Source organism: Nonomuraea sp. NPDC003804, from assembly GCF_040610675.1.
GTDB lineage: Bacteria > Actinomycetota > Actinomycetes > Streptosporangiales > Streptosporangiaceae > Nonomuraea.
On the sequence record NZ_JBEXMT010000008.1, the window covers coordinates 267,585 to 290,660 of the forward strand.

General features: G+C 70.3%; 21 protein-coding genes. 13 read left to right on the top strand and 8 right to left on the bottom strand.

Annotation, left to right across the window (positions count from 1 at the left end):
• Window positions 1-67 precede the first annotated feature (67 nt).
• Entirely contained in the window at window positions 68-235 is a 168-nt protein-coding gene (locus ABZX22_RS13975) for a hypothetical protein (RefSeq protein WP_354908319.1), read from the top strand.
• On the opposite strand, the gene ABZX22_RS13980 is transcribed toward ABZX22_RS13975, so the two are convergent.
• The gene (locus ABZX22_RS13980; RefSeq protein WP_354908320.1) at window positions 217-1,077 is read right to left on the bottom strand and encodes a CHRD domain-containing protein; all 861 of its coding nucleotides are present in this window, start codon (window positions 1,075-1,077) and stop codon (window positions 217-219) included. The two genes, ABZX22_RS13975 and ABZX22_RS13980, sit on opposite strands and share 19 nt — an antisense overlap.
• Before the next feature lie 304 nt (window positions 1,078-1,381).
• Here ABZX22_RS13980 and ABZX22_RS13985 point away from each other — a divergent pair, with 304 nt between their 5' ends.
• The 4 genes from ABZX22_RS13985 (at window position 1,382) to ABZX22_RS14000 (ending at window position 3,616) form a co-directional block, all read left to right on the top strand.
• Window positions 1,382-2,053 (top strand): hypothetical protein, encoded by a 672-nt coding sequence (locus ABZX22_RS13985; RefSeq protein WP_354908321.1) that lies wholly within the window; start codon window positions 1,382-1,384, stop codon window positions 2,051-2,053.
• A gap of 169 nt (window positions 2,054-2,222) precedes the next feature.
• Entirely contained in the window at window positions 2,223-2,402 is a 180-nt protein-coding gene (locus ABZX22_RS13990) for a hypothetical protein (protein WP_354908322.1), read from the top strand.
• Between the two features lie 5 nt (window positions 2,403-2,407).
• Window positions 2,408-2,917: a hypothetical protein gene (locus tag ABZX22_RS13995; protein WP_354908323.1), complete on the top strand. Its 510-nt coding sequence runs from the start codon at window positions 2,408-2,410 to the stop codon at window positions 2,915-2,917.
• Window positions 2,918-3,097: 180 nt separating this feature from the next.
• The gene (locus tag ABZX22_RS14000) at window positions 3,098-3,616 is read left to right on the top strand and encodes a hypothetical protein (protein ID WP_354908324.1); all 519 of its coding nucleotides are present in this window, start codon (window positions 3,098-3,100) and stop codon (window positions 3,614-3,616) included.
• 113 nt (window positions 3,617-3,729) lie between these two features.
• Here the strand turns inward: ABZX22_RS14000 and ABZX22_RS14005 are convergent, their stop codons facing one another.
• Window positions 3,730-6,207, bottom strand: coding sequence for a LuxR C-terminal-related transcriptional regulator (locus ABZX22_RS14005; RefSeq protein WP_354908326.1), 2,478 nt, complete (start codon window positions 6,205-6,207; stop codon window positions 3,730-3,732).
• 97 nt (window positions 6,208-6,304) lie between these two features.
• Here ABZX22_RS14005 and ABZX22_RS14010 point away from each other — a divergent pair, with 97 nt between their 5' ends.
• The 5 genes from ABZX22_RS14010 to ABZX22_RS14030 all read left to right on the top strand — a co-directional run bounded on the left by ABZX22_RS14010 (window position 6,305) and on the right by ABZX22_RS14030 (window position 10,834).
• Window positions 6,305-6,706, top strand: coding sequence for a rhodanese-like domain-containing protein (locus ABZX22_RS14010; protein WP_354908327.1), 402 nt, complete (start codon window positions 6,305-6,307; stop codon window positions 6,704-6,706).
• Window positions 6,703-7,098 (top strand): hypothetical protein, encoded by a 396-nt coding sequence (locus tag ABZX22_RS14015; RefSeq protein WP_354908328.1) that lies wholly within the window; start codon window positions 6,703-6,705, stop codon window positions 7,096-7,098. The genes ABZX22_RS14010 and ABZX22_RS14015 overlap by 4 nt, the downstream gene beginning before the upstream one ends.
• A gap of 91 nt (window positions 7,099-7,189) precedes the next feature.
• Window positions 7,190-8,722, top strand: a complete 1,533-nt coding sequence (locus ABZX22_RS14020; RefSeq protein WP_354908330.1) for a hypothetical protein — start codon at window positions 7,190-7,192, stop codon at window positions 8,720-8,722.
• Window positions 8,723-9,574: 852 nt separating this feature from the next.
• Entirely contained in the window at window positions 9,575-10,714 is a 1,140-nt protein-coding gene (locus ABZX22_RS14025) for a tetratricopeptide repeat protein (protein ID WP_354908332.1), read from the top strand.
• A gap of 12 nt (window positions 10,715-10,726) precedes the next feature.
• Entirely contained in the window at window positions 10,727-10,834 is a 108-nt protein-coding gene (locus tag ABZX22_RS14030; protein ID WP_354908333.1) for a DeoR family transcriptional regulator, read from the top strand.
• Here the strand turns inward: ABZX22_RS14030 and ABZX22_RS14035 are convergent.
• Window positions 10,819-12,798, bottom strand: a complete 1,980-nt coding sequence (locus ABZX22_RS14035; protein ID WP_354908335.1) for a hypothetical protein — start codon at window positions 12,796-12,798, stop codon at window positions 10,819-10,821. The two genes, ABZX22_RS14030 and ABZX22_RS14035, sit on opposite strands and share 16 nt — an antisense overlap.
• A 239-nt stretch (window positions 12,799-13,037) precedes the next feature.
• Window positions 13,038-13,289: an SCO4226 family nickel-binding protein gene (locus tag ABZX22_RS14040; RefSeq protein ID WP_354908336.1), complete on the bottom strand. Its 252-nt coding sequence runs from the start codon at window positions 13,287-13,289 to the stop codon at window positions 13,038-13,040.
• Window positions 13,290-13,419: 130 nt separating this feature from the next.
• On the opposite strand from ABZX22_RS14040, the gene ABZX22_RS14045 reads away from it, so the two are divergent.
• Entirely contained in the window at window positions 13,420-16,314 is a 2,895-nt protein-coding gene (locus tag ABZX22_RS14045) for a BREX system ATP-binding domain-containing protein (RefSeq protein WP_354908338.1), read from the top strand.
• Window positions 16,315-16,474: 160 nt separating this feature from the next.
• Window positions 16,475-16,771: a hypothetical protein gene (locus tag ABZX22_RS14050; RefSeq protein ID WP_354908339.1), complete on the top strand. Its 297-nt coding sequence runs from the start codon at window positions 16,475-16,477 to the stop codon at window positions 16,769-16,771.
• Here the strand turns inward: ABZX22_RS14050 and ABZX22_RS14055 are convergent, their stop codons facing one another.
• Window positions 16,772-17,050: a hypothetical protein gene (locus ABZX22_RS14055; protein WP_354908340.1), complete on the bottom strand. Its 279-nt coding sequence runs from the start codon at window positions 17,048-17,050 to the stop codon at window positions 16,772-16,774.
• Between the two features lie 557 nt (window positions 17,051-17,607).
• Between ABZX22_RS14055 and rph the strand changes: the two genes are divergently transcribed.
• Window positions 17,608-20,205 (top strand): rifamycin-inactivating phosphotransferase, encoded by a 2,598-nt coding sequence (rph, locus tag ABZX22_RS14060; protein WP_354908342.1) that lies wholly within the window; start codon window positions 17,608-17,610, stop codon window positions 20,203-20,205.
• Window positions 20,206-20,544: 339 nt separating this feature from the next.
• On the opposite strand, the gene ABZX22_RS14065 is transcribed toward rph, so the two are convergent.
• The 3 genes from ABZX22_RS14065 to ABZX22_RS14075 all read right to left on the bottom strand — a co-directional run bounded on the left by ABZX22_RS14065 (window position 20,545) and on the right by ABZX22_RS14075 (window position 22,840).
• On the bottom strand, window positions 20,545-21,078 hold the full coding sequence (locus tag ABZX22_RS14065; RefSeq protein ID WP_354908344.1) for a serine hydrolase domain-containing protein: 534 nt from the start codon (window positions 21,076-21,078) through the stop codon (window positions 20,545-20,547).
• A 197-nt stretch (window positions 21,079-21,275) separates the two neighbouring features.
• Window positions 21,276-22,376: a serine hydrolase domain-containing protein gene (locus ABZX22_RS14070; RefSeq protein ID WP_354908345.1), complete on the bottom strand. Its 1,101-nt coding sequence runs from the start codon at window positions 22,374-22,376 to the stop codon at window positions 21,276-21,278.
• 56 nt (window positions 22,377-22,432) lie between these two features.
• Complete coding sequence (locus ABZX22_RS14075; protein WP_354908346.1) at window positions 22,433-22,840, bottom strand: hypothetical protein; 408 nt, start codon at window positions 22,838-22,840, stop codon at window positions 22,433-22,435.
• Window positions 22,841-23,076 lie beyond the last annotated feature (236 nt).

Consider the following 23,076-nt stretch of genomic DNA (forward strand, 5'->3'; position numbering starts at 1 on the left):
AGAGAGTCCATCAACGGACGTGTGGCCGCAACCCGCCTGACGCCTCTCCGGTCGTGATGAGTGATGAGTGGCAGGGCGGGCCAGGATCGCCGTAGGCAAGGCCATCCGGCGAGTCCTGGCCCGCGTCGCCGAGGCCGATCCGGTCATCGCCGACGAACCGCCCGACACAGTGCGGACGGTCCTGCGATTGACGGGGGAGAACGGCCCGGCGCCCGGCTACCTGATGAACAGGTAGTCGGCCTGGTAGGGCACCTTGGCGATGGGCGTGGCCTTCGGGTCACAGGGACCGCTGGGCGCGACCCCGCCGACGGTGTTGAGCCGCATCACCTCGACGGCCTGCGCCAGTCGGCCCTGGCCGCCTCCGGTCTGGGTGGCCCGCAGTTCGAGCTCCGGGATGTTGCCGGTCCCGTTGGGCGTCCTGAGCAGGAGAGTGCCGGTGACGGCGCTGCCGTCCGGGGCGACCCACTGCGGCGGCCCCGCCTTCGGCTCGACGAACGAGTGCTTGATGCCGCCGTTGAGCAGGGCGGACACGTCGTGCTGCGTGAAGGCGAACCCGCCGTTGTCCTGGCTGGTGCACGCGTAGATCTGCTTGCCCCTGATCACGGGGGCGACGTCGACCTTCGGCCCGTCCTCGCCGACCGGCTGGCTCACCTTGTGCAGCTGACCTCGTACGGCCCCGCCGGGGAACCCGTTCGTGTGCAGGTCGGTGTAGAAGGAGGTCGGGTTGGCGGTCAGGGCGGCCAGCAGGTCACCGTCGTCGACCGTCACCGAGCCTCTCGCCACGTAGCCGAACTGGTCGGAGGCGAAAAGCGGAACCTTGACGTCGCCGTTCGCACCCGCCATCCCCGCGTGGATGTGCGCCGCGGTCGGCACGTCGATGCCCTGCCACCGCACGGTGTAGGTGAGGGTCGAGCCCTTGATCGTGATGACCTCGACGGCCCGGCCGTCCAGGTCGCCGACGGCACCGTCGGCACCCGGTGTCTCGTTGCGGCCCAGCAGGCTCGCCACGAGATGAACCGTCCCCTCGTCGGCCGTGGAGGACGCCGCGATGGCGGACGTGCCCGTGCTCGTGATCACGCCGGCTGCCAGTGCCAGCGCGGCACCTACCGCTGCCGGCCGTATCCGTTGAAGGACGTGCATCTCGAATCCTTTTCGATGTGGCGACGCACCCGACGCCGCCTTCGTGGACATCGGCGTTCCATCTCGTTCCAGGACAGATCCGCAACACGCAGAAGCCGTGTTCCGTCAATGTGCCGGCGGGACACCCATGCCGGTCGGCGGTGCCGTCTCGCTCCGTTCGCAGGAACGGGACGGAACGCCTCAGGGAGTGAGGCAGGTGGGCGTGGAACGAGATCCACGCACAGGCGGAGAGGCAGCTGCGATGCGAAGTGTCTTTTATGGGACCGGGGGTTTCCTGGGGCGGATCGACGGCGAGACACGTTGTGCTTTCTGGGCGGAGGAGCCAGTCGATCACGGCTTCGCCCCGAACCGGCTCATCGAGATCGATCTCGCCCGAACTCCCTCGGCCGCCGCCGCGAAACAGATCGCCTGGGATGACGTGCAGGTCGATGACTGCTTCACCGGGCCAAACGGCATGACGAGCGGCACGACACTCGGCCCGCGTTGGCCGGAGGTGCACATCGCCGGTGCGGTCTATCTCGAGCACGGATTCGTGGAGTCACTTCCCCGCGCCCTGCGTCCAGCGTGCCCTCCGGTGGGGGTGAGCGGGCACCGGCATGAGTACATGACCGCCGTTTACTGGCCGCATCTGGACGACCCGCGGGCCGGCAATCGCTACACCGGTCACCACGCCGAAATCCTTCAGGAGCAAGGCTCATTGGCGCGCGTGGCGGTCTACCCGCCGGGCAGGTCGCAGCATCCGGGTGTCCGCCCGATCACGATGTGGCTGGATCTCCGCTCCGCGGAGCAGTGTGACGCCGGACCAGCCAGCCTGACCACGATCGGCGTCGACGACGCACCCAAACACGGCGCGCTGTTCTTGATCAGCGGCCGGCTACCCCATGATTGCCCGGACCTAGAGGATTCGCGATGAACAACGAACCCACCCCTTCCGCATCTCACACAACCGCCGATCGACCCCGCCGGTCGTGGGCCGGGGCGCTGATGACCGCCGCCCTGCCGGTGACCGCCGCCGTCGCACTCAACGTCACCCCGCCACCCCCGTCCACCGCGCCATCCCGACCACACGCCAAGGAGTAACCGTGCATCCCGACTCTGTCCCCTCGGCGCCACCGGTAGCCGATCCTCCGGCAGTCCCCGACCTCGCGCACCGACCCCGCCGCCCGCACCTGGCCGCGCTGTTCGACAGCGGTGCGTTCGTGGTCACCACCGCGCTGCTCGTGGTGAGCGAACCCAAGCTCCCGCCTTTCTCGGGTGACTAGCGGCCATGCCCGCCCCGCCGGCCTCACTCAACATCGCTTCGCCCGACTGCGCCGAGGCCTTCTTCGCCGGACGGATCGCGCGCTGCGTGAACCTGCAGCACGCGGGCTCGCTCAGCGAACTGCGTGACGTCCTCGAACGCCGCCTCGACCAGGCGGTCTCGCCGGCGACACTCGACCTGATCGGCCACTCGACCCGTGGCCATCGCCTGCTCCGCCTGGGCGACACACCGATCGACATGCTCGATCCGGTCGTGGCACGCTTCTTCCGGACGCTGGCCCAGGACCGGCTGCTACCGCGGCTACAGATCGTCGCGGTGCGCCTGCTCGGCTGCGAAACCGCCGTCACCGACGCCGGCCGGCGCACGCTGCGCATGCTCGCCCACACCCTGGAGATACCGGTCTCCGGCACCGGCAAACCGCTGCTCAAGAGCCACTCCACCGCTGGCGGCTTCGATCCGGCCTTCGCTCACATCCTCGTCGATGCCTCGCCCTGGCACGGTCATCCGGGTCGGTAGGGGGCGCCGTAGCACGCGCGTACCCGGGTGGGCGCCTACGCGCGGGACAGTTCCCCCACCGGAAGCACGGGACTCCCTGGCTGTGCTGTTCCAGCCCGTTCCACACCCTTGTCCCGCTGTGTCACGCCTTCTGATCGAAGCGCCATCCCCCGATGGCGCCAGAGCCACGAGGAAACCACCATGGTCATCAGCAGTCCCGCATCCCGCGGCCACACGAAACGCCGTCTCCTGCGCAGACTGGCCGTCCTCACGACGGCACTCGCCCTCCCGATCGTCGCCCTGGCGGGGCCCGCCTCCGCCGAGCAGCAGTGCAGGGCCGGCAACGGCGCCGTCGTGTGCCTGTCGATCGACGGGCTCGCCAACAGCACCTACGCCGTCCACATCGGCATCGATGTTTCCATGAGCCGGCAGGACGCCCAGGCGATCATCGACGCTCCCGGCGACCCGGTCTCGGCCAGGGTGCTCGGAGCCGACACCTTCGACGACAACCTCTTCTCCGTCCCTCTCACCGCCGTGTGGGCATCAGCCGAGTCAGGGCTCAGCGCCGAATTCGACATCATCGTCAACCCGTTCCAGCTCGACGAGGACGACGCACCCGGTGACCGGGGCGACGAGGTGTTCGGCCGGGTCAGGTTCGTCGATCCGCGCACCAACACGTCCCGCACCTTCAACACACCCGAGATCCACCGCGACTTCTAGGCGGGCGGGGCTCGCGGCCCGGCCACGCCGTCGATGGCGGCGTGGCCGGCTGGCGAAAGACTCGGGGCCAGGCGACGGCCTGCGACTGATGGTGGAGTGGAAGTGGAGGACCTTCACTCATCGGCGTCGGCTCCGTCCGCAGCCGTCAGGGTGTTGAGCAGTTCGGCGGGCGGCGTTGCGCGGCTGGCCGTGAGTGCGGAAGCGAAGGCCGCCTCGCCGAGCTCGGCGCGGAGCGTGAGCCGCAGGTGGCTGTCGCCCACACCGCCGTGGCCGGCGGGTGTCGCGGCGCCCAGCAACTGGGCGGATCGGGCGGCGAAGCCGGCGGCGTGTTCGGTCTCGGCGAGCAGCCGCAGGCCGGTGGCGATCAGATTGTGGTCGTTGATGGCGATCGCGGTGTCGACCCCTTTGCGGAGACGGCGTCGCGCGCGTCGGTGGTGGCCGTGCGAAGCGGCTGCGCGGCCGAGACCTAGAAGGCAGTAGGTCACGCAGCGGAGGTCTCCGATGCGGTGGAACTCCGGGAGGAGATCGGTGAAGAGCGCTGTCGCCGACTCTTGGTCGTTTCGGTGCTGGCTGAGGCGGGCTCGGTGGAGTTGGGCGTGGAGGCGTTCGTGGTCGCTTCCGGTGCGCAGGGCGAGGTCGAGCGCCTCGTTCAGGCAGGCCTCGGCCTCTGCCAGGCGAACCTCGTCGCGGATCAGCCGGCTCGCGATGTAGTTGAGACAGTTGGCGCGTTTCACGCGGTCGCCCAGCCGTCCGAACAGGGCCGCCGCGGCGCTCAGCCGATCCACCGCGGTCGCGGTGTCGGCCGCCACGTTCGCGAGCGTGGACAGCGCCAGCGCGTGATGCCAGTCATCACCCAGCCGCTCGAAGACCGCGGCCGCGCCGTCGAGTGCCCGGGCCGCTTCGGCGGGAGCGGGTCGGTGAACGGCCACGCAGCCGGTCGCCAGGACGGCCAACGCCTGCTCCTCCTCGGTCGCCGCGTGGTCCGCCGCCCAGCCGGCCAGTTCGAGTGCCTTGTCAGTGTCCTGGTAGCAGAGCAGAAGGCAGGAAGTGATCGCGGCGCGGACACCCAAGGAGCCTTCAGGGAGGGGCCGGTCGAGCAGCGCGTTCACCCAGGTGAACAGTTCGCCGCGGGCCCCGAGGGTCTCCCATCCGGTGCCGACGCCGGCGAGAAAGCCCCAAGCCGCGGCGGTGTCACCGGAGTCGAGGGCGCGTCGCACGGCCGTCCTCAGATCGGTCCAGCGGTCGGTGAACCAGCGCAGGGCTGCCGTCTGGGCCCCTCCTCTCAGCGCGGGAACGATCGACACGGCGTGCGTCAGATGGTGGCGGGCGTGCCGGTCGTGGATCTCCTCGTGCTCCTGCCGTTCGGCCAGCCTGTGGTGGGCGAACTGGCGGACGCTGTCGAGCAGGCGGTACCGCGTGTCCCCGCCCTGGCGGCGGGCGGAGATCATGGAGCGGTCCAGCAGGCGTGGGAAGACCCGGGTGAGGTCGGTGTCGGTGAGCGGTGGCGCGGCCAACACCTGCATCGCGGTGTCGTAGTCGAACTCGCCGGGGAACACCGAGCAGCGGTCCAGCAGGAGGCGCTCGTCGTCGTCCAGAAGGTCGTAGCTCCACCGCAGGGCCGCCTCAAGGGTGCGGTGGCGGTTGGGACGCGGCGCATCGGTCAGCAGCGCGAACCGGTCGTCGAGCAGGCGCAGCAGCTCGGCGGGCGAGGCGAACCTGGTACGGGCGGCGGCCAGTTCGATGGCCAGCGGCAACCCGTCCAGGCGGCGGCAGATCGTCGCGAGCACAGCCGCGTCGGCCGGCGTGATGGTGAGGCCGGGCGCGACGGCGGTCGCGCGGTCGGTGAACAGCCGGACGGCGGCGCAGTCCAGGATCTCGCCGGAATCGGCGGCCTCGTCGGGAATCGGCAACGGCGGAAGCTGATAGACGGCCTCGCCGCTCACACCCAGCGGCCCGTAGCTGGTCGCCAGCACGCGTAGACCGTCGGCCACCGCCAGCAGACCGGCCAGCAGGGCCGCGACGGCGTCGACGACGTGCTCGCAGTTGTCGACCAACAGCCAGCACGGGCGTGCTCGGATCGCGGCGATGATCTGCGGGCCGAGGTCCCTGCCGTCGCCGCCCACGCCGAGGGCGTCGGCGAACGCCCGGTCGACCGGTCCGCCGGGAGGGACCGAGGCCAGATCGACCAGGAGCGCGGGAGGCAGCCCGACGGCCTCGTGAGCCACGTACAGGGCGACGCGCGTCTTCCCGATGCCCGCGGGCCCCGTCACTGTGACCATGCGGTCATCGGTGACCAGCTCGGCGAGTTCGCGGAGCTCGCGCTCCCTGCCGACGAACGACGACAGATGCCTGGGCAGGGCGTGAGCGCGCTTCCGGAGCCGCGCCGCGCCTTCGACCAGGTCCCTCCTGGCCGCGTGGTCGAGCTTGCGCAGCAGGGACGACACATGGCTCTCCACGGTCCGCTCGGACAGACCGAGCCGATCGGCGATCTCACGGTTCGCCAGCCGTTCACCGACCAGCCAGAAGACCTCCGCCTCCCGCCTGGTGACCCCGGCCTTCCGCAACGCGTCTGGTATCGCGGCGTCCTCCATGACGCGATCATCCCCCAGAAAAGTTCCGTACTGAGCACGGATGTACCTGCTTCGAGAATGCCGTGTGATATCGGGAGCCTCCCGAAAGGACCACGTCATGGCAAGCTCCGTCACCGACATGATCACCCGCGCTCGCGCACAGGTTCGGAACCTGTCGGTCGCCGAGGTGGCCGAGGCCCTGGAGTCCGGCACGGTGACCTTGATCGATCTACGTGAACCCAGCGAGGTCGCCCGCGACGGGGGCGTTCCGGGCTCTGTCCTCGCTCCGCGCGGCATGCTTGAGTTCTGGGCCGATCCGGCCAGCCCCTACCATCGGCCCGAATTCGACCCCGCCGCCACGACCATCCTGTACTGCGCGTCAGGCGGCCGTTCCGCGCTCGCCGCCCTGGCGCTGCAGGAACTCGGCTACGCCGGCGTCGCCCACCTCGACGGAGGCCTCAAGGCGTGGAAAGAGCACGGCCGCCCCGTGACCCTCCAGGTAGAGGAGGAGCGTCGGTGACGGGACACACGCTCGGTGAGAGGTTCGCGCAGGCTCTCGCCGCCAAGGACCGCGACGCGCTGCGCACCCTGCTCGGCGACCCGCTCGACTTCAAGGCCCTCACCCCTGGAGCCCACTGGGACGCCGACAGCCCTGGCGAGGTCGTCGACCAGATCATTCTCGGTCACTGGTTCGAACCCGACGACGACATCGAACGTCTCCTGCACGTCGCCACCGGCCGCGTAGGCGACCGCGAACATCTCGCCTACCGCCTGCAGGTTCGTACCGGATCCACTCGCTATCTGGTCGAACAGCAGGTCTACTACGCCGTCGCCGGCGAACGAATCATGTGGCTGCGCATCCTGTGCTCTGGTTTCCAGCCCATCCCGGACCAGGAACCCGACCCGGCATGACCTCCAACGGTTTGAGGCGTCGTGCTCGACCGCTGTCGGCGTCGGCTGGTGATGCCGGGCCGGGCTCGGCGCGTACTGCGGGAGTCGTCTGATGATGTTCATGCGCGCATTCGCTGACGAGGAGTCAGGCGAGGTCGAGGGCCTGCTCGGCCTCGCCGTCCGAGCGCTGGACGGCGACGGGGACCTCGCGTCCGCACGGCAGCGGTTCGATTCCGCGTTCGAGGCCGCGGAGCGTTGCGCGAACGCGGAGGCGATGGCACAGGCAGCCCTGGGCATGGGTGGGATCTGGGTGCACGAACGGCGGACGCTCGCGGCATCGGCGACGCTGCGAGCTCGGCTGGAGCAGGTACTGCCGATGGTGGAGCGAGGTTCGGCGACGGGCCTGCGGGTAAGCGCCCGACTGGCCGCCGAGGCCGACTACCGAACCGGCGAGCACGCGAAGGTCCTCTCGTTCGTCGACCAGGTCAGGTCGGTGGCGGATCCGATCGCGGGGGCGGAGGTCCGAAGCCTGGCGCACCACTGCGTCCTGGGTCCGGATCATGGAGGACTACGCCGCGAACTGGTCGCTTCCCTGCGTGGCCGTGACCTCGCCGACCTTCCTCGGTCCAGCAGCTGGCTGGTGACGATGAACGGGCTGGTCGAGGCCGCCTACCTGCTCAGCGACGCCGAGACCGCGGCACGCGTGTACGAACTGCTCAAGCCGTTCGCGGCGCTGCCGATGCTGGGCGGCCTCGGGACGGTCTGCTTCGGGTCGACCGAACAAGCGCTCGGCGTCGCGTGCCTGACCACCGGCGATCTCGATGCCGCTGTCGCGCATCTGCGTGCCGCGGTTCAGCGGAACCTCGGTCTGGCTCACTGGCCGGCCGTCGTCAGCTCCAGGATGCGGTACGCGCAGGCACTGGCGCGCCGCGACGGCCCCGGTGACGCCGAGCTTGCCCGGTCCGAGCTCGCGCATGCGGCCGACGACGTGGCGGCGGTCGGTATCCCGGTGCCTCCCGGTCACACCAGTCCGGCGGCGTCCGACACCCTGACCTGCCACCGCCAGGGCGGCACGTGGCGATTGAACTACGGGACGCGCAGCATCGTGCTGGCTGGTGGTGTGGGCCTGCTGCACCTTGCCGTGTTGATCGCCAATCCCGGGCAGGAGATACATTCGGCCGACCTCGTCGCCGGCGTGTCCGGGCTGGGCCAGGCGCTGCGATCCGATGATGCTCAGGCGCTGCGATCCGGTGGTGCTCAGGCGCTGCTGGACCGGTCAGCGATCGAGCAGTACCGTGCGAGGCTCGCCCGGCTCGGCGACGTCATCGATGAGCTGAGCGCTTCCGGACGGCAAGATCGCGCCGAGGAAGCACGCGCCGAGCGCGAGTGGTTGATGGCGGAGCTGAGCAGCGCCACCGGCCTGGCCGGCCGCACCCGTACGTTCCAGGACGGCGCTGAGCGGGCCCGGATCGCCGTCGGCAAGGCGATCCGCCGGGCTCTGGAGCAGATCGCCGCGAAAGATCATGTGATCGAGGCACACCTGCGGGAAAGCGTGCACACGGGGATGCGGTGCGTGTACCGGCCGGGGGAGGTCGCTTCCAGGAAGCTCGCATCGACCGCCCATGGCGCCTCACCCATCAGGTGAGCCTGCTGCAGAAGCGCGGACCTGCCCCGACGACGAACGCGCCACCCCGCTCCGCCGCCTCACACACACGCCGCAAGCCCTCCACCTCCCCGCCCCGGCGCTCATCAGCGAGCCGTACTCGGCTGATCCTCTGGGTTGCCCGGGCAGGCGATCTCCAGGGCGCCGTCGGGGTGGAACACCTCCCGGACGGAGGCCGAGACGCAGGCTGTTGCCGGTGAGCAAGCGGCGAGGAGGCCGCGGTACAGGACGAACAGCGGGCAGGGCAGGCACGCGCCCGCCCACCGCGAGGTGGGCCCAGGAGGCCCCGGCTGGTCTGCTCAAGGACCACGTGTGCCTGGAGACAGGCGATCTACTGCTCGGGCACGGTGTGGATCTGGATGTCGACCTGGAGGAACGCCGGCGCGGAACAGCGTGGAACGGGGTGGAACTCCCTACAAGTAGGAGAACCCATCCACACCTCGGAGGCGACAATGAAGACAATGAAGAAGCGTGTTCTACGGATCGCGGTGGTCGCGGCAGGCACGACCGGACTGCTGGGGCTACTCGCCGGCGTCGCGGAGGCCAGAATCTCCGCGAACCACTGCGAGCCGGTGCGCTGAACCGCGCCGACGCCGAACGGTTCGTATCGATGGCGCGATCGCGTTTCTCCGATCAAACGACACGGCCGGCCGGGCACGGCCGCTTCCTCGGCGTCAGCTTCGGCACTCCCCGCTCAGAGCGTGAGTGGATGGAGCGCGCGGGTGGAAGCGGCCCCGTCCGGCTGGACGGTCGGCCGTGACCGGGCGGCACGGCGGCGGTTGGGGGTCCGTTCGGGACCGATGGTTCACCGGACGGGCCCTGCGGCGGCTCCGCGTGGCCCGCTACTGGCAGGCGACCGGCGACCTCGACGAGGCGGCCCGGGACGCCTGCCACGCGCAGTGGCTGCTGGGGCGTTGCCGCACCCCGCCGGTCGTGCCGGCTGCCGACATCGCGCTGACCCTTGCCGAGATCGAGCGCGCCCGCGACGACCAGACGGCCGACCGGGCTCACCTTGAATACTGTCTCGACCTGCTCGAAGCGGCGCCGGAGGCGGGGCACCGCGACCGGATGCTCGTACGAGCGCTCACCGCTCTGGGCGACTGTCACCGACGCGCCGGACGCTATCGGGAGGCCGGCGAGGTCCTGGATCGGGCGCTGCGATCGGTGGAGCGCGACGGCGGCGCGCCGGATCTGCTCGCCGCGGTGCTGACCGTCCTCGGCATCACGGCCAAGGAACTGGGCGAGTACGACCGCGCCGCGCGTCACTACGCGCGGGTGCATGCGATCCACCGGGAATCCGGCGCGTCGCGCGCCGACGCGGCAACCCTCCAGCACAACCTCGCCGGCCTGGAGTATTCCCGCGGGCACTACCTGCGGGCGGAGGCCCACGCCCGACACGCGGTGGCGCTGCGGCAGGCGTCCCGGGCGACCAGGGTGGACCTCGCCGCCGACCTCGCCGTCCTCGGCTCCGCAGTCGCCGGGCAGCATCGGTACCAGGAGGCGAGAGACCTGTTCGGGCAGGCGCTGGAGGCCTGCCGGGCGGCCCGTCCGCCGCGGCAGTACGAGATCGCCGTGCACCTGCACAACCTGGCCGACCTCGAACAGGCCGACGGCCGGCCCGCCCAGGCCGAAGCCCTCTACCGGGAGGCGCTGGCCACCAAGGAGCGGCTGCTCGGCGCCGGGCATCCCGAGGTGGCCCTCGTCGCCAACAACCTCGGGACCTTGCTGCACGAGCAGCGCAGGCCCGAGGCGGCCGACTGGTTCCGACGCGCCCTGGCGATCGTCGAACGGGCCTACCCTCCCGCCCACCCGGTCACCCTCCGCATCCGCCGCAATCTCGACCGGCTCGCTCACACCGGGCCGGAGGGGTGTCTGTTGGCCGGAGGCGAGCCGGGTCACCCAAGGTCTCCAGAGGCCGATGTGGGCCTGCGAGCCGGCGCACGCAGCAGCTCGGGCCCGTCGGCCGTCAGGTAGTGGCTCGCCAACATGACCGTCCGCCGTGACCTCGGCCGGCTCCAGCAGCAGGGGCTCGTGAGCCGGGTGCGCGGCGGGGCGGTCGCGCCGCGTTCTCCGCCCCGTCAATCCGGTCGGTAGCAGCAGCGCAGGCCCGTCTGCACTGTGTCGCGCAGCTCATGGCCGATGACCGGATCGGCCTCGGCGACGCGGGCCAGGGCTCGCCGGATGGCCTTGCCTACGGCGATCCTTGCCCGCTCCTCGTTGCCGGCGAACCGGCGCACCCGCCCGGCGGTGCCGCTGGCCGCCGTGAGCTCTGCGATCAACCAGTCGCGCTCGGCGCGTACGGCGGCGGCGCGCTCGGGGTCGTTCATCGACTCGTACTCGTCGATTTCGGCCTGCAGATGGAGGAGCCGCTGCTTGTACTCACGCCTGGCCCGGTCGTCGAGCACCGGCTGGGCGGAGATGGCCGCCCCCTCGGCCGCCTGCGCACCCTTTCGCCCGGGGCCGGCGGCCAGGTCGACGGCGGGAATCTCGTATCCGGGGTTGGCGAGCAGGGACGCCAGGTGGGCCATCCCGACGCTGTGCTCGACGAGCACCGACCGGTCACCCAGCTCGACCTGCCATCGCCGGCCACGCCGACGGCACGACACCCGGTGCCGTCCTTCACCACCACCCCATCCGCCCGCCCGGCTCACCGGAGCCGGCAGGCCGTCCCCGGGCAACATCATGCCCAGTGCCGCCGCCTCCTGCGCGGCCCGCGCCAGCTCTCGCCGTGCGGCCTCATCCCGCGGTCCGTCGCGAAGCGCCAGGGCCTGTCCCAGCCGCGAGCGGGAAAGGACGATCGCGGGCCAGTGCTCCAGCCTGAGGTTGTCCTGGACCGCCGCCCGCAGATGTTCCACCGCCCTGTCCAGGTCGCCCGTGGTCATCGACGCCACCCCCAGGAGATGGTGTGCCGACCCCAGACAGGCGACGCCCAGGCTGGCGACCACCGGCAGGTGCGCGAACGGGGCGACGAGGGCGTACGCCTGGGCCGAGGTGTCGGCGTCCTGGAGCAGGTGCGCGGCTTCCACCGCGCCGTACATCGACACGAGCCAAGTGCTTGAATGAGGCAGATCCGCCAGGTTCCGGCCGCGTAATCGAGCCAGCGCGCCAGCGGCCACTCGGCGCTCTCCCGCTGTCGCGGCGGCCACCGCCATGACAGCCAGGGGGGAGTTGTCGACGGCGCTGAGCGTCGGTGAGTCGACCAGTTCCGACAACAGCGGCACGAGTTCGGTGATGCGGCCCTGGTACCAGCGGATCGCCGCCAGTTGGCCCCCGTGCCACGCGGTGGCGTCGGCATCGCCGACGGCCGCCCCCCGCTCGGCGCAGGCGGCCGCCTGTATCTCGGCCTGCGCGAACCGGCCGCCGCGGATACTGCGCATCACCTCTATCGCGTCGACGACGAACCCGGCTGCCAGGTGGTCCTCCAGCGCCAGCAGCGCGTGCAGCTCCCGTAGACGGCGCTCCGCATGCGGGTCGCCGGCCAGGAGCAGGTCGAGCGCGTGCCATAGCAGTCCCATCACCAGATCGCTGCGGCGGCCCGTCCTCGATGCCTCGCCGATCAGCTCCTTGGCCAGCTCCAGCCGCTGTGCCCCGTGCTCCGGCCCGAGCAGGCAGTGATGGGCGAGGCTCAGCGCCTCAGCCGTCGCCGGAGCGTCACCCGCGACGCGGGCCTCGACCAGCATCTTCTCGATCGCGACGTGTGCGCCGGTGCGGTAGTCCTCCTCGCCGGCCAGCCTGATCCGCAGCCTGAGTCCGAGCGTGGCCCCCGGGTCGAGCAGCGCGAGCGCCCGTCGCTGGCGCGCCCGCACCATCTCCGCATCGGCCATCCCCCGGTGTTCGTGCACCCACAGGCCGCCCAGGCCAAGGGCCGCCCGCGCCATCGCCGGCCCGTCGCCGCCACACTCCGCTTCGCAGTAGGCCGTGTCGAACCACTTCCTGCTGGTCTGTAGGTCGCCTTCGACGAAGAGCGCGCGCTCAGCTTGCAAGAGGGACGGCTCGACGCCGTCGTGCCGGGCGGCCGAGTACATCTTCAGCCCGTGTGCTCCTTGCTCCCTTGTCACGCCTTCCTCCAGTGATGTTCGAACCGTTCGCCCCCCGGAACGGCCGCCGCCCGGCGAAAAGCTTCCCTCCGCGCCTTCCGCCGGGACGGTGCTGAATGGCGGCATGGTCGGACGCCTTGCCGGCGTCCCGGTTCGATCTCGGGCCGATACCGGATCGGCATGGCCCGAGCTCGACGAGACAGAGGGCGGTGAAGGATGCCGACCTCGACCGCCTTTGTCGTCTCGACGCCGCCAGATCTCTACTCGACCTCGACGGGCAGCTCGTAGACCTCCGCGGTCGGGTGGCCGGACTTCTCGTGCACGCGCATGACCGCCTCCTTGGAGGGACCGGACGACAGGCAGAAAACCTTGCCCGCCTCCGGGTCGAGCCAGGCGCGCTCGAAGTGCACGCCCTCCGCCCCTTCATTGGCCAGATCCCGCTCGTGCGCCTCGCGCAATTGCTCTTCGGTCACGCCGACGAATCCCTCGTGAACGTCCATAAACCGTGCCATTGGAACTCCTCACTTTTTGGTGATTGGGATGCCTCTAGCATCTGTGTGGGGTGTATGCGATTCATCGGTCAGGTGACCTATTTGTGGGAATCGAATACTTATAAGGGGGTGTACGGTGTCGGCTCACGGCGTGGTTCAGTCACCCGTACTCGTCGGCAGGGATGATCTCGTCGCCTGGGCCGAGCGCCGGCTCGCCGAGGCCGCGAGCGGCAGGGGGCAGCTGCTGTTCGTCGCGGGTGAGGCCGGCATCGGCAAGACACGACTGCTCGGGGTGATCGCGGAACACGCGCGCGAGAGGAAGTTCGGTGTGGTGCGCGCCGCGGCGTTCCCCGGTGACGTACAGTCGCCCGCGGGTCTGCTGCTGGACCTGGCCAGTGCTCTCACATCCGCGTCCGAGCCGGCCCTGAACGAGCCAGGGCGGAGCCTGGCGTCGCGAGTGCGCACGATGTCCGCTCGCGACGGTGACGCGCATCGTCGGCGCCGCCTGCTGGTGCAGGACCTGGTCGACACGCTCGCGACCCTCGAACCCGGCCGGCCGCTGCTGATGATCCTGGAAGACCTGCACTGGGCCGACGAGCTGAGCCTGGACGTGCTCGGCCACCTGTCCGGCAGGCTCGCAATCGGGCGGCTCCTGGTGGCCGGTGCGTACCGCAGTGACGAGCTCTACCCGAAATGGCCGATGCGCCGCCTTCGTAACCGCCTGCTGGCGCAGCGACTCGCCGAGGAGATCCGGCTGCCGCGGCTGGGGCAGGATCAGACCGCCGCGATGACCTCAGCCGTGCTGGGCCGTCCTGCCCCCGCCCAGGTGGTGGCGGCGATCCACGCGCGCAGCGACGGCATACCGCTGCACGTCGAGGAGCTTCTCGCCGCGGTCGACCAGGATGCCCTCTCGTCGCGCTCCGGCGACGCGGTGCGGGCGGCTGCCGTGCCGGACACACTAGGGGATGCGGTGCTGAGCCGGGCACAACAGCTGACCGCGCGGACGCGTGAGGTCGCGTCGGCGGCCGCCGTCATCGGACGATCCTTTGACTTCGACCTGCTGACCGCGGTCACCCAAGCCGCCCCCACTGAGGTCGCCGCCGCCCTGCGGGGGCTGCGGGAGGCGTACCTCGTCCTGCCCGGCGGCGACGCGGTCACCTTCGACTTCCGGCACGCGCTGATCCGCGACGCCCTCTACGCCGACACCGATCTCCCCACGCGCCGCCGCCTGCACGAGAGCGTGGCCCGGACGGCGGCGGAGCGGGGCTATGGCGACGCGTTCGTCTCAGCCCACTTCGAGCAGGCGGGATGCGCCGCACTCGCCTACCACCACGCTGTCGGCGCCGCTCGCGAAGCGGCGTCGATATCGGCACACGGTCAAGCGCTCGAGCTGTACGTCAGGGCGGTGCGGAACCTGCCCCCCGAGCTTCCGCCGGCGGATCAAGGCGAGCTGTTCGCCGCGCTCGGCGACGAAGCGGCGGCCAACGACGACAACACCGCCGCCATCCAGGCGTATCGGACGGCCCATGATCTGATGTCCGCCACCGGCGACGTACGCGCGGCGGCCGCGCTGGTGCCGCGCATGGTCGCGGTCGCGCACCTGCTCGGTGACGGCCTCGACACCCGCATACGCAGCCTGCAGACGGCACTGGACAGCCTGCGGGGGACGGCCGGCGCGGACCGCGAGCGGGCCCGGCTGTACGCCGCGATGGCCGCCGCGTACATGCTGGATCGGCGCTTGGACGAGGCTATCGACCGCGGTGAGCGCAGCCTCGCGGAGAGCCGGCGGATCGGCGATGACGGAGGCGCTCTCGACGTCTCCGCCACGCTCGGATCCGTTCTGGTCTTCGCCGGCCGGATGGACGAAGGCTGGCACCTGCTCGAAGACTCGATCGCGCACGCCCGCGACGCCCATCGCGAGGCGGAGGCGGCGCGCGGCTACCGCATGGTCGGGTCGTGCGCGTCGGTACTCGTGGAGTACGACCTCGCGGAGCGCAGGCTCGCCGACGGCATCCGCTACGCGGACCAGGTCCAGCTCTGGAACCACCGGCACTACATGGCCTCGCACCTCGCGCACGTCCAGTGGGCCGTCGGAGACTGGAGGGCGGCGACGCAGACGGCGCAGCACGCCCTTGCCGACGGCCGCGGCGGCATCACCACGAGGATCACGGCGCAGTACGTCCTGGGCTACCTGGCGATGGGACGCGGCGAGTGGGCCGCCGCAGTCGGCGTGCTGGAGGAGGCGCTGGCTCTGGGCGAGCGGATGGCGGAGCTGCAGCGGCTGTCACCCACGTTGTGGGGGCTCGCCGAAGCCGCGCGCTGCCAGGGCGATCACGATCTGACGATCACGCTCTGTGAGCGCGGCTACCGTGCCTCGGCAGGTGTCGCGGATGCCGCCTATCTTTTTCCGTTCATGCTCACCGGCGTGCGGGCCCACCTCGCGCGTGGCGAGGTCAATGCCGCCGAGGAGTGGTCGGAGCGGGTGGCCGCCGTGCTCGCGGCTCGCGCGATCCCCGGCACGCTGCCCGCGATCAACCACGCGCGGGGACTCGTCCTCCTCGCCCGAGGGGACGTGGTCGCCGCGCACGGAGCGCTGGAGTCGGCGAGCGAGTCGTGGCGCGCCCGCCGCCGGTTCTGGGAAGGCGCCTGGGCGCGGCTGGATCTCGCCGAGGCCGCCGTCAGGGCACGGCGCCTCGGTGAGGCGGACCGCCACCTCGCCGAGGTCCACGCCGTCGCGGTCGCGTCCGGCGCCAGGACCCTCATCGACGCGGCCGATCGGCTCCGCGGCTCGTCGAGCCGCGGGCGGCCGGAGGACCCCCGGTATCCGCTGACCGCGCGCGAGTTCGAGGTCGCACGGCTCGTGGCCGCCGGCCTCACCAACCGGGAGATCGCCGAACGGCTCGTGCTCGCCCCCAAGACCGTTTCCGCGCACATCGCGCATATTCTCGCCAAACTGGGCGCCGCCCGCCGCGCGGAGATCGCGGCATGGTACGCGACCCGCAGGAGCGGTGACCATGCCGTGCCGACGAACAGCTCACCCGGGTGATCACGAACGGTGGTCGCAGGAAGGCACAGACCCGTCTCCTGAACGAGCGTCGGTCACGTGGGCGGACTTCCTGCGCTCGCCCGCCGACGCGCCCGTCCCTCCACGTGGAACTCCATGGAACGCCCCTTTTCGAGAGGCACCTCAGAGAAAGGGACAGCACATGTCACTCAGGAGAATCATGATCGGGGCGGTCCTGGCCATCATGGCACTGGCCGGTGCCGCCGCCCCGGCCTCGGCCGCCGTCCGGTCCGTCGCCGGCGCCCTAGAGATCCAGGAGTTCCAGGGGGACGGGATCGGTCTCAGGCCGCCCGCAGCGGTCACGATGGCCCGGGCCGACGCCGACGCGCAGGCCGCCGCCGAGGGGTTCACCAGCACCCAGTGCCGGAAGGTCAGCTCGACCCTCTTCTTCGACGCGACCATCTACGTGGCCACGGTCACCATCTCGTGTAGCCGCTGATCACAACGCGAAGGCGCCCCCGCCCGACGACGGGGGCGCTCTTGCCGGGACCGGCAGATCCCAAGCCCACGCCACGCACAGGCGTGCGACGGTGGGCCGCTTGAACGAGTTTTCGAGATCGCGGCGGCGATCCAGTCCTTCGCGCTCGGCCTCATCGTGCAGGCACTGTTCGACACGGAGGAATTCCCGCCCCAGCGGCAGATCCGCCTCCTGGACGCCTACCTGGCCACGCTCGCCACCACAGCCGGGGATCTGTAAGCCACACGTGTCGCGGATCACTTCAACCTCCAAGGGCGGTTCGCGAGTTGATGTCCTTTGATCGCTTGCGCTGCAGGAGAAGGGCTGGTCACGGGCTCGTTGTCGGATTACGGGCCGGGCTGAGTGAGGATTTGTCAGGTTCTCCCCGGACGGCTTGGAAGTGCGCCGCAAGGCGCCCGGCGGCCATGAGCTGGAGGACGTGCATTGCGCCTCGGTCAACGGTCAGCGTGTGTGATCGGCGCGGATGACGGTTCCGCTCAACATGAACCGCGCCGGCCGGCTTGGCCCACCTCAACATACGCCGACGGGACCGGCTTGGCGGAGTCCTCCACGAATACCGGCATGCCACTTGACCTGCTCGGACGGAGTTTTCGGCAGGCGCAAAGCTCCTCGACAAGTGACGAGCTCGGACCGGTCAACGCCGCCAGTTCGGTCACGGCGCCTGGGGAAAGGTCAGGTTTCCCGCCACTTTCATTGTATATCGGATTCGCGCGCCTCATGAGGCGCCGAAAAATGGTCCATACTTGCCGCCGTTGCAAACCAACTCGACGAACGAGGGGGCAACGGAATTGGGCTACGTGCTGAGTTTCGAGCAATTCGACTCGACGAATGTCGCAGAGGTCGGCGGAAAGGGGGCGCACCTGGGCGAGCTCTCACGAATCGATGGCATCCGTGTACCGGACGGCTTCTGCGTCACGACGGACACCTTCCAGCGGGTCGTGGCCGAGGCGCCGTCGATCGACGCTCAGCTTGACCTGCTGTCGCGCGTGAAAGCGGACGACCGCGCGGCGATCCGCACCCTGAGCGCCGATATACGCCGCGTCATCGAGCGCGTCGCGATGCCCGACGATCTTGTGGCGGCGATCAGCGGATCGCTCGCCCGGCTCGGGGATCAAGCCTCCTATGCGGTGCGTTCCAGCGCGACGGCCGAGGACCTGCCGACCGCATCCTTCGCCGGCCAGCAGGACTCGTACCTGAACATCGTCGGCCTGGCGGCGATCCTTCGGCACGTCCGGCGGTGCTGGGCCTCGCTGTTCACCGAACGGGCAGTGACCTACCGGCGCCACAATGGCTTCGACCACCGGAAGGTACGGATGGCCGTGGTCGTCCAGCGGATGGTGTTCCCGGACGCGGCCGGGATCCTCTTCACCGCGGACCCCGTGACCTCGAACCGGAAGGTCGCCACCGTGGAAGCCGGTTGGGGGCTCGGCGAGGCGCTTGTCTCCGGTCTGGTCGCCGGGGACGTCTACACGGTGCGCGGCGACCGGGTCGTCACCGCATCGGTCGCCACCAAGCCGCGGTCCGTCCAGGCGTCGCCGGGAGGCGGTACCCAGGAGGCGCCGATCGAACCGCAGCGGCAGACGCAGCCGGCCTTGACGGATGCACAGGTCGTGCGCCTGGTGCGGCTGGGTCGGCGAATCGAAGCGCACTTCGGCCGGCCCCAGGACATCGAATGGTGCCTGGTCGGCGACGACTTCCACATCGTCCAGAGCCGGCCGATCACCACCCTGTTCCCCATCCCCACGACCGATGACCAGGAGAATCATGTCTACCTCTCCGTCGGTCACCAGCAGATGATGACCGATGCGATGAAGCCGCTGGGACTCTCCTTCTGGCAGCTGACGACGCCACGGCCGATGCACGAGGCGGGCGGCCGGTTGTTCGTCGACGTAGCCGCCACCCTGGCGACGCCCGCGGGTCGCGCGAGCCTCCTCGAGATGGTGGGGAGGTCCGACCCGTTGATGCGGGACGCGCTACAGACCGTCCTCGACCGCGGCGACTTCCTCCGCTCGCTTCCGGACGAAGGTTCTGGCGCCGCACCCGCCGGTGGCTCACCCGCCCCGATCGAGACCGATCCGGCCGTCGTCACCCAACTGGTCCGGCACAATCAGGCGTCCGTCGCCACCCTGCGGCGCACGATCCAGGGTCTGTCCGGGCCTGCGCTGCTCGACTTCATCGAGGCCGACATCGCGGAGCTGAGGCGCGTCCTGTTCGATCCGCGGAGCTTCCAGGTGATCATGGCGGGGATGGAGGGGACCTGGTGGCTCAATGACCACCTGGAGGCGTGGCTGGGCGAGAAGAACGCGGCCGACGCGCTCACGCGATCCGTCCCCCACAACGTCACGTCGGAGATGGGGCTGGCGCTCCTCGATGTCGCGGACACGATCCGGCCGCACGCGGACGTCGTGGCGTTCTTGCACCACGTCGTGGACGAAGGCCGGCAGGACGACGGCTTCTTGGACGAGCTGGCCGGGCTGGCCGGCGGACGGGAAGCACGTGACGCCATCCGGGGTTACCTCGACGAGTACGGCATGCGCTGCGCGGGCGAGATCGACATCACCAGGACGCGCTGGAGCGAGCATCCCGCCACGCTCGTGCCCACCATTCTCGGCAACATCAAGAACGCCGAACCGGGCGCCGGCAAGCGACGCTTCGAACAAGGACGCCAGGAGTCACGACGGAAAGAACAGGAGCTGCTGACGCGATTGCGCGCCCTACCCGACGGGGAGCGGAAGGCCGAGGAGACCAAGCGGATGATCGACCGCGTCCGTACCTTCGCCGGATACCGGGAGTACCCCAAGTACGGCATGGTCAGCCGCTACTTCGCCTACAAGCAGGCGCTGCTGCGGGAAGCCGATCGCCTCGTCCGGTCCGGCATCCTGCGCGAGAAAGAAGACATCTTCTTCCTCCGGTTCCAGGAGTTGCAAGAAGTCGTGCGCACCAACGACGTGGACGCCGAACTCATTCTGGAAAGGCGGGAGGCGTTCCGGTCGTACGAGGCGCTCACCCCGCCCCGGGTCCTCACCTCGGACGGCGAGGTCATCACTGGCCGGTATCGGCGTGACGACGCCCTGCCCGGCGCGCTGGCCGGTCTCCCGGTCTCGGCCGGGACGGTCGAGGGCCGGGCCCGTGTCGTCATGGATATGGCGCGGGCCGACCTTGAGGCGGGCGACATTCTGGTCACCGCCTACACCGACCCCAGCTGGACCCCCCTGTTCGTCACCGTCGCCGGACTGGTGACGGAGGTAGGCGGCCTGATGACGCACGGGGCGGTGATCGCGCGGGAGTACGGCCTGCCGGCCGTCGTGGGCGTGGAGCAGGCCACCCGGCTGATCCGGGACGGGCAGCGTATCCGCGTTCACGGCACCGACGGGTACGTCGAGATCCTCGACTGAACCGTCGCATCGGGACCCGGGACCGCCGGCCAGGGCGCGGAACGCGATCGGTGACGGATTGGTGCGATGACCTTGCGCTGGGATCGCGCTCGTGGCGCGGAAGTGGACCTTCACCGGCAGGCGGCGTCCGGGTCGGCCTTGCACCCGCCGGCCGGTCAAGGCGCTGATTGTGCGGGTGGCGCGGGAGAATCCGACCTGGGGGCATCGGCGGATCCAGGGCGAATTGGCCCGCCTGGGCTACCCGATCGCCGCCTCCACAGTGTGGGAAATCCTGTCCACCGCCGGTATCGATCCCGCGCCCCGCCGGGGCGGGCCGACCCGGCGGCAGTTCCTGTCCGCTCAGACCCACGCGATCATCGCGTGCGACTTCCTGGTGGTCGAGACGCCTCTGCTGGTCTTCTGCGAGCACGATACCCGGCGGCACAACCCGCTGGTGTGCTGCAGCAGCATCCGCACCGTGATCCGCTCGTCCAGCCCGAGCTCGGGCAGGAAGCCGGCCACTGGGTCGTCCAGGGCGATCTTGCCCTCGGCCACCAGCTGCAGCACCAGGGTCGCGGTGAAGGGCTTGGTGACGCTGCCCGTCCAGAACCGCCCGTTCGTCGGCGGCTTCGCGCTCTGGCCCAGCTTGCGCACCCCGGCGCTGCCGGTCCACTCGCCCCGCTGGTCGTGCACGCGTACCTGCACCCCGGCGAAACCGGCGTCGACGAATGCCTGCATGGCCTTCTGCAGCTCCGGGCGATCCTGCCCGGCGGCGGCCTTCTGCACGGCCCCGCGGTCCGCGGCGGCCACCGCGGGTGCGGCCACAGCCGCCCCGGCCAGCAGCGCGGCCGCCAGCGCCGTGACCGTCACCCGGCGGAAGACCTTGCCGAGCACTGCGGGCTGTGGATGCGCGGCCCGGTCGCCGTGATCGCTGAGGGGGATGGGATCTTCATGGTTCCTTCGTCTCTGGTGTCGCGCTCGGGCGAGTCTCTGGTGTCGCGCTCGGGCGAAAGGCTCGCCGAGAAGCTCGGGGTTGATCGCACGGGTCTGGGGCGCTCAGCCTTGTCGTCTGCTGAGCCGGCTCGGCCTCGTCAGCCGGTCCGCACGTCGCGGAACACCGCCGTGACGAGCTTCTGCTTCACCTTCTCGAACGCCTCGGACATCGCGACCATGTCGAGCTCGGCTTCCCCGGTGGTCACCGAGGCGGTCAGGGTCTTGCTGCCGTCGGGCGTGCTGTACATCAGCGCCGCCCAGCCCCAGAAGCCGCCGTTGTGGTGCAGGAGGGTGCCGCCACCCTCGGTGTCCTCGACGAACACCCCCAGGCCGTAGCCGATCGTGGGGTCGGGCTTGCGCATCTCGGCCAGCAGCGGGGCGGGCAGGAGCCTGCCGGAGTTCAGCGCGGAGAAGAACGTGTGCAGATCCTCGGTGGTCGAGATCATGTCACCGGCGGCGGAGATCCAGGAGGGGTTGAAGCGGGTGGTGTCGACCGTCTTCCAGTCCTCGGCGTCCTGGTAGCGGTAGTAGCCGTGGGCGTGCGGCTCGGGGATGTCCGGCGAGGCGTCCGGCACCACCGTGCCCGACAGGCCGAGCGGGCGCAGGATCCGCGCCTGCATCTGCTCGGCGTACGCGCGGCCGGTGACCTTCTCGACCAGGACTCTGGCCAGCACGTAGTTGGTGTTGGAGTAGCTCCAGCCGGTCCCCGGCTCGAACCGCGCCGGCTTGGACAGCGCCAGCCGCACCAGTTCCTCCGGCTGGTAGGTGTGGAACCGGTTGTCGGTCACCCACTCCTTGCCCAGTCCGGGAATCCCCGGCGCGAACGTGCCGTCGGGGTAGTACTCGCCGGTGAAGTTGAATAGTCCGCTGGTGTGCTGCAGCAGCATCCGCGCGGTGATGCGCCGGTCCAGCCCGTACTCGGGCAGGTGGTCGGCCACCGGGGCGTCCAGCTCGATCGTGCCGTCGGCCACCAGTTGCAGCACCAGGGTCGCGGTGAAGGTCTTGGTGGTGCTGCCGATCCGGAAGTGGCCGTTCGTCGCGGGCCTGGCGCTCTGGCCCAGCTCGCGCACCCCGGCGCTGCCGGCCCACTCGCCCTGCTCGTCGTGCACGCGCACCTGGACCCCGGAGGCCAGACCCGAATCGACGAACTCCTGGATGGCCTTCCGCAGCTCCGGCCGGGCCTGGTCGGTGGTGGTCATGGTGGTGCTCCTTCGAATCTGGTGCTTCGGTTGAACGGGCGGAGGGCGGCGTGCCGTCAGGCGGCGTCGAGGGCGGCGGTGATCTTGCGGATCATGTCGGCCATGGTGGGGCTGGGCTCGCCCTGGTGGGTGCGGGCGGCTGTTTCGACGGCGACGATGACGGTGTTGCGGAAGTTGCCGGCTTCGGACGGGTTCTGCTTGTTGAGCAGGTTCATGGACGCGGTCAGGGCCGGCAGCACCTGGTCGGCGAGTTCGGCCACGCTCCTGCCGTACAGGTCGATGTCCTTGCTCTTCGCGGCGAGGACGTGCCCGACCAGGCCGGTCGCGGAGGACAGAGCGATGGAGCCCTGAGTGGCGGTCTTGTGCGGCGAGCCGGCGGCGTCGGCGGCGGACATCAGCGAGACGGCGCCGTAGGCGGCGGTGCGCAGGGTGGCCTTGTCCTGGTCGGTCAGGGTGAGGGACATGGTGGTGTGCTCCTTCGGGAGTCTGCGTCGGGGGTGTCGGTGTTGCTTGTGGTCAGAGCATTGCCAACCGCCCTGATAAGGGGTCGTCGCCGGGCTGACATGGCCGCTGACACGACCTCGCGGGGTCGACGGCGGGGCCCTCTAGTACTACATCACTAGATCCGGATGACCTGGAGGCGTAGGCGCTGCTTGAAGTGGTTCCTGCGCGCCCTGGCTTGGTGGGCGCGGCGCTGGGT